The organism is Glutamicibacter sp. AOP12-B1-11 (genome assembly GCF_052379245.1).
In the GTDB taxonomy this organism is placed as follows: Bacteria; Actinomycetota; Actinomycetes; order Actinomycetales; family Micrococcaceae; genus Glutamicibacter.
This window is the reverse complement of the sequence record NZ_JBQSYL010000002.1, coordinates 57075-69643: the sequence shown is the minus strand read 5'-3', so window position 1 is coordinate 69643 and position 12569 is coordinate 57075. Positions and strand designations below refer to the sequence as shown.

At 61.1% G+C, this 12569-nt stretch carries 12 protein-coding genes; 3 read left to right on the top strand and 9 right to left on the bottom strand.

Going from position 1 to position 12569, the window contains the following annotated elements; translation table 11 throughout:
* Positions 1-27 precede the first annotated feature (27 nt).
* From nrdH to ACT3UQ_RS01430, 5 genes are all read right to left on the bottom strand, one after another.
* The gene (gene nrdH, locus ACT3UQ_RS01450; RefSeq protein ID WP_096284911.1) at positions 28-258 is read right to left on the bottom strand and encodes a glutaredoxin-like protein NrdH; all 231 of its coding nucleotides are present in this window, start codon (positions 256-258) and stop codon (positions 28-30) included.
* A 450-nt stretch (positions 259-708) separates the two neighbouring features.
* Entirely contained in the window at positions 709-1524 is an 816-nt protein-coding gene (locus tag ACT3UQ_RS01445; protein WP_105552205.1) for a PfkB family carbohydrate kinase, read from the bottom strand.
* A complete protein-coding gene (locus tag ACT3UQ_RS01440; RefSeq protein ID WP_308727275.1) occupies positions 1521-2273 on the bottom strand; it encodes a YggS family pyridoxal phosphate-dependent enzyme in 753 nt (250 codons plus the stop codon). The genes ACT3UQ_RS01445 and ACT3UQ_RS01440 overlap by 4 nt, the downstream gene beginning before the upstream one ends.
* Before the next feature lie 94 nt (positions 2274-2367).
* Positions 2368-4092: a ubiquinone-dependent pyruvate dehydrogenase gene (poxB, locus tag ACT3UQ_RS01435; protein WP_105649081.1), complete on the bottom strand. Its 1725-nt coding sequence runs from the start codon at positions 4090-4092 to the stop codon at positions 2368-2370.
* Between the two features lie 84 nt (positions 4093-4176).
* Positions 4177-4956, bottom strand: a complete 780-nt coding sequence (locus tag ACT3UQ_RS01430; RefSeq protein ID WP_105552207.1) for a YggS family pyridoxal phosphate-dependent enzyme — start codon at positions 4954-4956, stop codon at positions 4177-4179.
* A 135-nt stretch (positions 4957-5091) separates the two neighbouring features.
* Between ACT3UQ_RS01430 and ACT3UQ_RS01425 the strand changes: the two genes are divergently transcribed.
* On the top strand, positions 5092-5706 hold the full coding sequence (locus ACT3UQ_RS01425; protein WP_146112402.1) for a DUF2249 domain-containing protein: 615 nt from the start codon (positions 5092-5094) through the stop codon (positions 5704-5706).
* On the opposite strand, the gene ACT3UQ_RS01420 is transcribed toward ACT3UQ_RS01425, so the two are convergent.
* Complete coding sequence (locus ACT3UQ_RS01420; protein ID WP_105552209.1) at positions 5703-6785, bottom strand: PLP-dependent cysteine synthase family protein; 1083 nt, start codon at positions 6783-6785, stop codon at positions 5703-5705. The two genes, ACT3UQ_RS01425 and ACT3UQ_RS01420, sit on opposite strands and share 4 nt — an antisense overlap.
* 394 nt (positions 6786-7179) lie before the next feature.
* On the opposite strand from ACT3UQ_RS01420, the gene ACT3UQ_RS01415 reads away from it, so the two are divergent.
* Positions 7180-7536 carry a hypothetical protein gene (locus ACT3UQ_RS01415; protein ID WP_105552210.1) on the top strand — a complete coding sequence of 119 codons (357 nt, stop codon included), beginning with the start codon at positions 7180-7182 and terminating at the stop codon, positions 7534-7536.
* Positions 7537-7893: 357 nt separating this feature from the next.
* On the opposite strand, the gene ACT3UQ_RS01410 is transcribed toward ACT3UQ_RS01415, so the two are convergent.
* The 3 genes from ACT3UQ_RS01410 to ACT3UQ_RS01400 all read right to left on the bottom strand — a co-directional run bounded on the left by ACT3UQ_RS01410 (position 7894) and on the right by ACT3UQ_RS01400 (position 11401).
* On the bottom strand, positions 7894-8190 hold the full coding sequence (locus ACT3UQ_RS01410) for a transcriptional regulator (protein ID WP_444636382.1): 297 nt from the start codon (positions 8188-8190) through the stop codon (positions 7894-7896).
* Positions 8183-8647, bottom strand: a complete 465-nt coding sequence (locus tag ACT3UQ_RS01405) for a hypothetical protein (RefSeq protein ID WP_105552212.1) — start codon at positions 8645-8647, stop codon at positions 8183-8185. The genes ACT3UQ_RS01410 and ACT3UQ_RS01405 overlap by 8 nt, the downstream gene beginning before the upstream one ends.
* 171 nt (positions 8648-8818) lie before the next feature.
* Positions 8819-11401, bottom strand: coding sequence for an esterase-like activity of phytase family protein (locus ACT3UQ_RS01400; RefSeq protein ID WP_444636381.1), 2583 nt, complete (start codon positions 11399-11401; stop codon positions 8819-8821).
* A 233-nt stretch (positions 11402-11634) separates the two neighbouring features.
* Here ACT3UQ_RS01400 and ACT3UQ_RS01395 point away from each other — a divergent pair, with 233 nt between their 5' ends.
* Positions 11635-12486 (top strand): 3-hydroxyacyl-CoA dehydrogenase, encoded by an 852-nt coding sequence (locus ACT3UQ_RS01395; RefSeq protein WP_105552214.1) that lies wholly within the window; start codon positions 11635-11637, stop codon positions 12484-12486.
* Positions 12487-12569 lie beyond the last annotated feature (83 nt).

Sequence of the window (12569 nt, the reverse complement as noted above, 5' to 3'; positions counted from 1 at the left end):
GGACCCCGTGCGGGGCCCGGATGCCGACTAGTTGGCTACGGCCAAGGTAGCGATCTTGTCTGGGCGGAAACCCGACCAGTGATCGTTGTCGGTGATAACGACCGGCGCCTGCTGGTAGCCAAGGCCGCGGACGTGCTCCAGGGCGGCGGCATCCTGCGAGATGTCTACCTTGTTGTACTCGATGCCCTGCTTGTCCAAAGCGCGGTATGTAGCGTTGCACTGCACGCAGGACGGCTTCGTGTAAACGGTGATTGCCATTTCCCTGTTTCCCCTTTTTAAAAGTCCTTGTTTTGGCTCGGACTCCACCATTTCCTGGTGCTTCCGGCCACCCTCTCGGATGCCCCAAATTGCTGTCTATGGGGTGTTTTCGGTGTTTCACTCACCAACGGGTTCAATACTACATCTTGTGTTTGGCCGGTCAAGTGGCCACAAGATGATGTATTACAAGTATGTCATTCATCCACCGAGCCGTCCACAGCCGCTGTGGATATTAACGGTCATTTAAACCCCGATTTCTCGCGGTCGGCCAAAACTTGTCCACAGCCTCGAGGATGGTCGATGTGGTTTAAAAATTCTTCATGTGAGATGTTCCTCGGCGTGTTCCGCGTCGTCTTGCCCGACGCCCGGACACAAGATGTGCCCTAGCTCCAGTGTCCGCCGGCGAACCGACATTTTAGGCGCGCGCCGGCGGACTGTGGGTAAGTGATTTCAGCCCGCTTGCACCGCGAAGGCCGGGTGCACCCCGGCCAACGCCTCGGAGGTTCCGGCGACCGCGAGGGACACCGCCTCGGGCAGGGCGAGGCCGGAGAGCAGCGCACCGGTGAGCTGGCCCAGGAAGCAGTCCCCTGCCCCTTTGGCCTCGGTGCTAATCCGGCCGGTGTCGAACTGCTCGAGCTCTTCCTCGTCCATCGCGAGCAGGCAGCCGATGAAATCTTCGTCGTCGGTGGGCGCGGAGGTGACGATCACATGCGCGGGACCGGCCTCCATGAGGTCCAAGGCCGCGTTGGCCGCGTCTTGTTCGTCGTGGATCTGAGTTTCGGTGAGCAGCGCGAGCTCGAAGCAGTTCGGCGTCATCAGCCAGGCATGCTCGATCAGGTGCTCGGCATAGCTGGAGGCGACCTCCTCGCTCGCGTAGAGCCCGACGTCCGTATCTCCGAAGGCGGTATCCAGGATCAGCCGCAGCTTCGGGTAGCGAGCCCGGGCGGCGAGGAACCAGTCGGCGATGATCCGCCCCTGGCTGGCCGCCCCCAGGTAGCCGACGACCACATAGCTGGCATCGCGCAGCGCATCGCGGTTGAGCAGGTCCTCCAGAATCGCGCCAAGCCACTGATCCGAGATGGGGCCGCCGGCCACCGAGGGATAGTGCGGCAGGTTGCTGAGCAGCACGGTGGGAACCGCCACCGTGCGATGCCCGGCCAATTCGATCATTCGGGCGATGGCGTTGTTGCCCACCGAACCGTAGGCCAGCTGGGAGCTGAGCACCACGGCGGCGACCGGGCGGGTGTCTAGCTCAAAGCCGCTCACGCGTTCGCCTGCGGGTACTGGCGGGCGCCGAAGATCCCCTGGCCCACGCGCACCACGGTGGCGCCTTCCTCGATGGCCAGCTCGAAGTCCCCGCTCATGCCCATGGAAAGCTGGTCGAAGCCTTCGGGGGCTCCTCCGGCACGCAGCTGCGCCGCGGTGGTGCGCAGCAGCGCGAAGCTGGCGCGGATGGAGGACTCGTTCGTGGTGTTCGCTGCCATGGTCATCAGCCCGCGCGGGATGAGCCGGTCCAACGGGGCGATGGCTTCGAGCAGCGCGGAGGCCTGGCTGGGGTCGATCCCGGATTTGGTTTCTTCGCCCGAGGTGTTGACCTGGAGGAAGACCTGGAGGCTGCGGTCCTCGGCTTCGAGGCGACGCTGCAGGGTTTCGGCGAGCTTCAGCGAATCCAGGGCGTGGAACTCATGGGCGAAGCGGGCCACGAACTTCGCCTTATTGCCCTGCAGCGGTCCGATGACCGCATAGCGCAGATCCGGGTAGTCGGCGGCGAATTCCTCGTATTTGGCCAGCGCTTCCTGGACCTTGTTCTCCCCCAAGGTGTCCACCCCGGCATCGATGGCCAGACGCAGCCGGGCAGGCTCGATGGTTTTGGTGACCGGCAACAGGCGCACCGCGCCGGCTTCGCGGCCGGACCGGGCGGCAGCGGCGGCGATCTTCTGGTTGACGCTCGCCAAGTTCCGGGCGAAATCCTCGGTGGTTGCCGCCTGGGCCGCGGCCGGTTGCGAAGTTATCAAAGCGCCTGCGCCTCTTTCTGTTTGGTGGTGCTCGCTGCAAAAGCCGGCCCCGCTCACGCGGGCCCGGCTTTAAGCATAGGCATAGATCCCGGTGCTAGAACATTTGGCGCCAATTGGTCTTGGCCAGATCGAACAATTCGTCCCCGCGCCCGGAGAGCACCGTGCGGATGGCATAGAGCGCGAAGCCCTTGGCCTGCTCCACCTTGATGCTTGGCGGCATCGACATTTCCTGCCGGTCGGTGACCACGTCCAGCAAGGCCGGCCCGTCGTGGGCGAGGAATTCTTTGACCGTGGCCTCGAGCTGCGCGGAGTCCTCCACCCGGAAGCCCTTGAGCCCCGCGGCGTTGGCCACCGCACCGAAGTCGGGGTTCTCCAGCTCGGTGGCATAGGTCACGAAGCCGGCGGCCTTCATTTCGAGTTCCACGAAGTTCAGCGAGGAATTGTTGAAGACCACCACCTTGATCGGCAGCTTATTCTGCGTGGCGGTCAGCAGCTCGCCGAGCATCATCGTCAGCCCGCCATCCCCGGCGAAGGCGATCACCTGCCGCGTGCGGTCGATTGCCTGGGCGCCCAGGGCGTGGCAGAGGGCGTTGGCCATCGAGCCGTGGTTGAAGGAGCCGAGCAGCCGGCGGTCTTCGGTCATGCTCAGGTAGCGGGCCGCCCAGATCACCGGGGATCCCACATCGGCGGTGAAGATCGCGTCTTGATCCGCTGCCAGGTCGATCAGCCGGGCCAGGTATTGCGGGTGGATGGCCGCCTTGCCGCGCGAGGGGGTGGCCAGCTCGTCGAGTTTGGTGCGGGTTTTCGCGTAGTGCTCCAGCGCGTCGTTCAGGTGCTTGCGCTTGCCCTGCCGGGGCAGCAACGCCGACAGCGCCGCGGCGGTGTCCTTCACCGTGCCCACCAGGGGCACATCCACGGTGGTGCGCCGGCCGAGCTGTTCCCCGCGCAGATCGACCTGGATGATGCTGGCATGCTGCGGGTAGAACTGCTGGTAGGGGAAATCGGTGCCGAGCATCAGCAGCACCTCGCATTCCTCGATCGCCCGGTAGCCGGAGGCGAAGCCGAGCAGCCCGGTCATCCCCACGTCGAAGGGGTTCTCGTATTCGATATGCTCCTTGCCGCGCATCGAGTGCACGATCGGGGCGGCGAGCCGATCGGCCAGCTCCATCACCTCCGCGTGCGCCCCGGCGGTGCCGGCCCCGGCCAGGATGGTGACCTTGGCCGAGGATTCAAGCAGCTGCGCGGCGCGGGCAAGCTCCGCGTCATCGGGCAGCACCCGCGGGTTGGTCTTGACGATCGCTTGGGTTCCGCTGCGTTCCATTTGGGAGAGCGCCACGTCTCCGGAGATCACCAGCACCGCAACCCCGCGCTTTTCGATCGCCTCGCGCATGGCGATGCGCAGCATCCGCGGCAACTGCTTGGGGTCCGAGACCTGTTCGGCGTAGACCGAGCAGCCGCGGAAGATTTCTACCGGGTGGGTTTCCTGGAAATAGTTTGACCCGATCTCGTCGGTGGGGATCTGCGCGGCAATGGCCAGCACCGGCACCCGGGAGCGTTGCGCGTCGTAGAGCCCATTGATCAGGTGGAGGTTTCCCGGCCCGCAGGAACCGACGCAGACGGCCAGTTCCCCGGTGAGTTCGGCTTCGGCGGTTGCGGCGAAGGCGGCGCCCTCCTCGTGGCGATGATGGATCCATTCCATCTCCCCGTTTTCGCGCAGCGCATCGGTCAGCCCGTTCAGCGAATCTCCCGGAACCCCGTAGATGCGCTTGACACCCTGGGTGTGGAACTGTTCGATCATGTGTTCGGCGACGGTAGGCATTAATTTCCTCCTGCAAACAAGGGGCCGGATTCCACCGGTTGATAACGCTCAGCCTACGAGAGAAAAGCGCCGGCTGGCTAACCGCTAACCGGCGAAGCCCGGCCAGTAATGCGAATCGGGCAGTGCACGAGCACCGAAGATCCCCTGGCCCACCCGCACCACGGTCGCGCCTTCGGCGATGGCCAGCTCGAAATCCCCGCTCATCCCCATGGACAATTCTTCCAACCCGATCCCCTCGGGCGCCTGCTCGCGCAGCCGATCGCGCAGTTCCCGCAGCGTGGTGAAGCAGGTACGCACCGCCTGCCGGTCCGAGGAGAAGATCGCAAGGGTCATCAGCCCCTTCACCCGCAGCCGGTCCAGGCCCGGCAGCGAACGCAAGAATTCAGGGGCCGCTGCTGGGTCCAAACCGAATTTGGTTTCCTCGCCCGAGGTGTTCACCTGCACGAAAACATCCAGGGTGCGGTCTTCGAGTTCCAGCCGACGCTGCAGCGCGGTGGCCTGGCGCAGGTTGTCCAAAGCCTGGAATTCGTCGGCGAAGCGGGCCACGTCCTTGGCCTTATTCGATTGCAGGTGGCCGATCACCGAATATTTGAGCCCCGGAATGTCGGCGAGGTTCTGCGCCTTGCGCGCGGCCTCCTGCACCTTGTTCTCCCCCAGCCAGTCCATGCCCGCCGCGATCGCCAGGCGCAGCCGCTCTTCGGGCACCGTTTTGGTCACCGGCAGCAGTCGCACGCTGCCCGGCGCCCGCCCGGCAGCGAGTTCGGCCGCCGCGATGCGCCCGCGGACCGAGGCGAGGTTTGCCTTGAACTGCGCCACGGTGTTCGCGGTGGGCGCGGCGCTTGAATCCGAGGTTGCCTGGTTCATACGGTATTGCTCCTGCATCTGACCGGAGATGTTGCTGATCTGGCTTCATCGTAATACGCCACGGGCGGCCCCGGGCTCATAGCAACTAGGCTAGAGGCAACCAGCGGGCAGGCGAGCGAAACCTTGGAGGTTGCAGTGGAGGAACAGTCAAGCAGTCACGTGGTCGATGCGCGGAACATCCCGAAACCCGAACGCCACGGAAAAATCATGGAGGCCTACGACTCCTTGCCCACCGGCGGGTACCTGAGCCTGCTCAATGACCATGAACCGGTGAACCTTCACGCGGAATTCGAACGCAACCTCCCCGGCACCTATATCTGGGAGGCGACCGAACGGATTGGCGGAGACTGGGAAGTCATCATCACCAAGCTCGCCAGCACCCCGGCGCCGCGCATCATGACGAACACGGCCTGGCTCGGCGAACAAGGCAGCACGGTAGACGGTGCCATCTGGAAGCTCGAACCGGAGAGCCGCGACCTGGATGCGAATGTCATCGCGCTGGCGCCCAGCCAGGAAATCGGCGAACACCGCGGCCCGGAACTGGACGTGCTCATCCACGTGTTCGAGGGCACCGGGACGCTGCACACCGAAACGAATTCGATCTCGCTGAAGCTCGGCGACGTGCTCTACCTTCCGGCACGTTCCAGGCGGCACTTCGTCGCCGGAGTCCACGGGCTGAAGTACTTCTCGGTGCATCAACGCAAGAAGACCTTGGGCCTGATGCCGGTGCTGCGCCCGGACGCCGATTAGCCTTCGAACCGTCCGGAGTCCAGGAATCCTTCAAGCTTCGCGCGGTGCGGTGCGAGGTCCAAACCTTGGGCGTCCAGCCACTGCTGGTTGTAATAGGTGTTGGCGTAGCGCTCGCCGGAGTCGCAAATGAGCGTCACGATGCTTCCCTTTTCCCCGCGTTCGAGCATGCCTGCAATGATCTGGAAGACCGCGTAGAGGTTGGTTCCCGTCGACCCTCCGGTCCAGTGCCGGGTGTGCGCCCGCAGCAGGTACATGGCAGCCAGCGAGCCCGCATCGGGCACCTGGATCATCTGGTCGATGACCCCGGGCACGAAGGACGGCTCGACGCTGGGCCGGCCAATCCCCTCGATCCGCGACCCGAGCCCGGTGGAGTACTGCATATTTCCGGTACGCCACCCCTCGTAGAAGGATGAGTTTTCCGGATCGGCCACGGCAACTTGGGTGTCATGCTGGCGGTAACGCACGTATCTGCCAAAAGTCGCCGAGGTGCCGCCGGTGCCGGCGCCGACCACGATCCATGAAGGAATCGGGTGGCGTTCGGCCGAAAGCTGCGAGAACACGGATTCGGCAATGTTGTTGTTCCCGCGCCAGTCGGTGGCTCGTTCGGCGTAGGTGAACTGATCCAGGTAATATCCGTCGGATTCCTCGGCGAGCTGCCGGGCCGCAAGATCCACTTCGCCGGCGGCATCGACGAGGTGGCAGCGTCCGCCATAGAACTCGATGAGTTCAATTTTCTCCCTGCTGGTAGTCCGGGGTACTACAGCAATGAAAGGCAGGCCGAGCATGCGGGCGAAATACGCTTCGGATACCGCGGTGGAGCCGCTAGAGGCCTCCACAAGAGTGGTGTGCTCACCGATTTTGCCATTGACCAAACCGTAGAGCAGCAATGAGCGAGCCAAACGGTGCTTGAGCGATCCGGTGGGATGCACCGATTCGTCCTTCAAGTACAGGTCGATTCCCCACTGCTTTGGCAGCGGAAAGACATGGAGGTGGGTGTCGGCACTGCGGTTCGCATCTGCGTCAAGTAGGGCGATCGCGGCTCGGACCCAATGGTTTGCTTTGGTAGTCTGCTCAGTCACGCACCCACTCTATCCTTTGTCCTTGACTTGGCGCAGAACGACTATACGGGTGGCCGTCGGGCTGCTTGCTGGAGGAATCTCGCAAACCGCATGGGGACGGCTCATTGAGTGGCTTCCTGGCCGGGGATGCACCAAACTGCGTTGCATTCCAAGGCGCGCGTTGGCTTTGCTCCCGGGGCCGACCGGCTCAACACGCTGCACCGCAATCTTCAGATACGCTGGATGCCCAGTTTGGTTGCGAGAACTCAAGACCAGCCTCGCGTACGCTGTGAGTTCGCAATGAGCTAAACCCTCCACTATTGAGAGTTATCTTCGGGCTGGCTAGGGTAGATTGAGTGGCCCGAGTTACCAAAAAGTAACAAACCACGGGATCCTCAACGAGAGTAGGGTAAAAATGTCAAAGACTGCCAAGACTTTCAAAGAAGTCGAGAAATCGCTGAACAAGTTGGCTAAGTCAGCCAAGGCAGAAATCCCGAAGGATCTTCGCGAGACGTGGAATAACGCAATCTCCGGAGTGAACGGTGAAGCTATCGGCAACGCGGGCGCCAACCTGATCGAAAGCGTCAGTGGCAATTCGAAGGCCGCGCAGCGCACCCGTTCATCCGTTGAGAACGCGGTGAAGACCGCGCAGCAGAAGCTGGGCGCGCCAAAGAAGTCCTGCAAGAGCGGCAAGCTGTTGCTGGTCGGAGCAGTCGTTGCGGCGATTATCGCCGTCGTTGTCTCCAGCACGAAGAAGAGCGCCGCTCACTAATCTCTCGCATTCAAGCTAGTCAGCGTCTAAGACCGTGGTTCTGAAAGTTTCGGAGCCACGGTTTTCGCGTGCGTGGAGCAAAAGCAATTGGCTGCGCTACCAGCGGCTGCTTGCCGCTATCTAGCGAAAACGCCAATATTCTGATCACGGCTAGTCCCAAACCTCAGGATCGTTGGCAAACGGCCGAATCGGCTTTCAGAATGCCCAATCCCGGCCGGAGCCAAAACACGTTACGGCTCGGCTCACCTGAGGCAAGATGAGAAAACGTTTCAAGCTCCACGTTCGTGAAGCAATAGCGTGATGCCAACGCGCCTCCTGGCCTCAAGTCGGCAGCCCCGCCACGCGGGCGCCCAAAGACTAGTAGCTACCTTCCGTTAGCGCCCGAAGCGCTGCGACATGGCGGACATAAGCCTGCCGCCCGTTGGGAGTGAGCATTAGCCGCATATGGCTTCGCCCACCCTTCGAGAATTTTTCCACGTCGATAAATCCGGCCTCGGAGAGCTGCTTCAAATGCTTGCTCAGTACCGAATCGGCAATTCCCAACGAATCACGCAGTTGAGCAAACTCGGCATATTTGAGTGGAGCCAAGCTGGCGCAGATGCGCAGACGGATTGGGGCATGAATTAGGTCATTGAACTCCCCGTGATTAGACATCGCGCTCATTCGCGTCTTTGAGCCGATTCTTGATCGTTGCCGTGCGCATACCGGTCATGCACAAACACAGAACACCAAATAGCGCCAGCCATTTCAGGCCCACCTCGCCCCAGGACCCAGGTTCCCAGAAGCTAGCGACCTGCAAGGTCAACATAAAAAGAAGAACATAGCCCATGTAGCGGCCTGAATGCCTGAGAATCGGACGCGCCTTGGGCCGCTTGCGCATCAGCAGGACATACCAGAAACCCAGAGGAATGATCAGCAGAAGCAGCGCACAGAAGACCGGCCATGACACGTAGTTCGCCAATGCACAGATCGTTGCCACGAAAGCCAGCATGGCATACATGATTTTACGCGGCGCCTCCGTAGCACCTACCATCGCCTCCGAAGCATCCTCTATTTCGGCCAGTGCTTCGCGCGGCTCATAGTTGCCCGCCACATGCTTTCCGCTGTCCATCACACCCTACTTTCCATTAAGGAAAGTCTTGTCTTTCCATGATGGAAAGTCAAGGTTTCTCCGCGCCTCGCCTACCGAGCCGAGCTGCCCTGAACAAGATTTCGAGCCTGCTCGGAAATATCTCCAAGCAGACCCGATGCCTTGCAATGACTACCGCTGGTTTTTCAAGAACTATCGACGAGCACGCGAGTTCTTGATTGCGGCCGCGAGTCCTAATCCTGCGGCAACTAGGCCGACCGGAAGCAGCCAGAGACTGTTTACCCCGGTGTCGGCGAGCCTATCGATTTTGCGCTGCTCAGACTCCCCCTCAGAGGGTTCTGTGGTCGGTTCGGAGCTTTGTTCCTGCTTGGGTTCCGTGGTTTCTTCGTTCGGGGTTTCATTCACTTCTGGGTGCTGGGAAGGCTCGGCCGTGGGCGAAGCCTCCGGCGATGCCGACTCGTCCGGTGCATTGGTCTCATCCGGAGCCTGCGACTCAACGGGGCGCTCGCCTATCCCAAAGACCTCTGCGGCCGTGCCCAAATTAGCGAACACCGTCTCACCGCTGGCATCATCCACCGCATCATTATCGGTGACGATATACGCATCACCGCTACCGGCGATGGCCAGGCCTTCGAGCTTCTCCTGGGTCCAGCCATTGGTCGCTTCAAGCACCGGAAGCACGTCAACTGCTAGTTCCTTTTCCAGCATGGTGACCTCACCAGCCACACCTTCTGGAAGCTCAAACTTATACAGGGCCTTGAGTTGGGCATTCTCACCGTTGCGCTTGTCGCGCTCGATGACGGCGAACGATCCGTCCGGAAGCTCGGTGATTTCCGAAAGCCCATTCCACGATCCATCGTCACCGGCGGGCTCAAGCTGGTAGCCATACCAGGTGAATTCGGCAGAGCCAGGAACATATTTGCCGATGCGGACGAAGTCTTCGCCTGGCACTTCACGCTGCAGGGTGAAGATGACTTCTTCTTCTGCGCCTTCACCACGCACACTGACACCTTCGAGCCCCTGTCCGCCTAGTTCCGCGACGACTTCCGCAGGCAACGGCACTTCCTCGGTGACGGCACCGGCTTCATCAATGCGCAGCAACGCGTTTTCTGCGCCTTCCTCGCCTTCATGCGCAGCCCAGAACCCTCCCTCAGCACGGGCCGCGATGCCTTCCAGATCGAATTCGGCGGGGCCACCGTCCTTGGTCACCGCCATGGAGCTCTCGATCAGCGCGGGCTCCTGCGCGGTGTCGATGGAGTAAATGCGTGGTTCATAGGCGTTGTCGCTGACCGCGTAAAGTTTCTCCGAATATTCGGGATTGTCGCTCAACCCGCTCAACGCTCCGAACGGCACCAGGTTCTCGATGCTGGATGCCAACGCGGGGAATTGCGCTTCGGTTGCACCGAAGGAGAATAGCGTAATCGACGATCGTACGCCCTTGTCTGCCTCATCTGTTTCCGAGGCCACGGCCAGCAAGTTCCGGCCTGGGATCGGAAGGATGCCTTCCGGCCCGTTGGTGGTTGGCAGGGTCTGCAGATATTCCGGATTGGTTGGATCGCTAAGTTCGTACACCGCGACGAAGTTGCCTCGTTCCGAGGCGACGAAGGCGTAGTCGACGCCGTTGAAGCTGTCGATCGCCAACCCCTCGGGTTCCACCCCCTTCTTGCCAGCGCGCTTCTCCGGGAACAGCCCCTGGGAGAGCGCCAAGCGTTCGAAGGTGTTTCCTGCATCCCAAGCAACTTCGCCGGTTTCGGAATCGAAAATGGTGAAGCCTCGGCTGCCACCTTTCCAGTCCCCTTCGTTGGCGGTGGCGAGGTAGCGATCTTGGATCCAGCCGATCGCGTCCGGTTCGCGCGGAACGTCTTTCAGCGAGCCGGTGGGATCCAGTTTCCCGTCTTCTTCGATGTCTATGTTTTCCAGGTCAACGCTGCCTGCGCTGAAGGCGCCGGTAATGTCACCGCTGGGCAGGTCGATGAGGACTACGCCGTTGTTTTCTTGGAGGGTTACCGCCAATTGGTTTTTGGCATTGATGGTGACGTACTCGGGCTCCGGATCCTGTGGGGTGTCGAATCCAGCGTCGCTAAGCATCGGAAGCGCAATCGGGGCTTCGCGCGTCCCCGTGGTCAGCGGCACCTCGCGAACGCTCCAGGCTTCGGGGTTTTCGCCCACGAGATCCAGGATCTCGATAGCACCGGCGGGCGCCTGCGGCAGCCCGCCGTCTCCGGCGTCTTCGTCACGTTCGTTTTCGATGGCGATCGCCGCGTAGGCTCCGTCTTCGGAGATCGCGATGGAGTCCGGCTGTCCGGTCAATTCGATGCTGTGGACCAGCGTACGGTCAGCAATGCGCACAACGTCTACCCGTCCCGAAGGGTTCGAGTAGCTTTCCGAGGTGTTGACTACAACAAAAACGTACTCGCCATAGGCGGCAACGCTAGTTGGTTCGTCTTCTGGGCTACCGAGCTGGTGCAGCGGGAGCGTTCCCAAACCCTTCGGTGCGGCGGGGTCGCTGATATCCACGAATCCCACCTGGCGGGCGAGCGCGTCAGAGTAGATCAGGGTTTTGCCATCTTCGGAAACGGTCGAGATTTCGGAGGCAGTTTCGGCTGCGGCCCCGTCTGGGTCGTTCTGATACACCGGGTATGTCGCGGTGCGTTCAAAGTAGCTCCCGGTATCGGCGGTTGCGACCCCCGCCGTAGTCAATGGCGCAGCGCCTACTGCGCCCACCACTATGGCTGCGGCGAGAATGCCTGCAGATTTCTTTGCGACTCGGTTCACGTTCCCTATCCCCATCAAGCTTGATGTTTCCCATAAATTCCCTCTTAAGATTGGCAAATCAATCCGGCCGCGAGGTGAATTCCGGGCAACGGGAGTTGAACAAGTTGTGGCTAGTTCCTTCACTCACATTTAGTTGAATATACTCAACTAAATGTGAGTGAATGTGGGTGCAGGCATCTCGGTGTACCTGCGCGGCTTATAAATTCACAAGGAAATCAAGTACGGACGAGCTCATGATCCTGAACAACACCACAGTCTTAGGTACCGGCGTACTTGGTTCCCAGATCATCTTCCAAACCGCCTACCATGGTCTGCCCGTTGTCGGCTACGACATCGATGACGCTGCCCTCGAAGCCGCCGCCGCCAGGCTGGATAAATTAGTCCCGGTTTACGCGGACTACTTTGACGCCGGCGACAACACGAAAGCTCAAGCAGCACGCGATTCCATTCGGTTGAGCAGTGAATTGGCCGAGGCTGTCGAAGATGCGGACCTGGTGATCGAAGCGGTGCCCGAAAGTCTGGAAATCAAGCAGGATACCTACCGGAAGCTAGCGCAATCAGCCCCGGCTCGCACCGTATTCGCCACCAACTCCTCGACGTTGCTTCCTTCAGCTATTGCAGGATTCACCGGCCGGCCCGATCGCTTCCTCGCGTTGCACTACGCCAACCGAGTTTGGCAAAACAATACCGGCGAAGTCATGGGCACCGCGTCGACCAGCGCCGAAGCCTACGAAGCGGTGGTGAACTTCGCCGAACGCACCGGGATGGTCCCGATTCGGGTGCTGAAGGAACAGCCGGGATACGTGCTCAATTCGCTGCTCGTACCTTTGCTGCAGTCTGCGAGCCATCTGCTCGTAAATGGCGTCGCTGACGCAGCAACCATTGACCAGACGTGGAAACTGGGCACCGGAGCGCCCAAGGGCCCCTTTGAAATTTACGACATCGTCGGGCTGAACACCGCGTACAACATTTCACGTTCCGGTGATGAAACCAGCCAAAAATTCGCAGAACTGCTCAAAACCAACTACCTCGAGCACGGAAAACTCGGCACTGCCACGGGCGAAGGGTTCTACAAGTACGACTAGGCACTCCTCGCGCGCATGCCACAGACCGGCATGCGCAAGTTCCTCATAGCAGCCGGGAAAGCAATCGCGGTTAGGATGGGCTG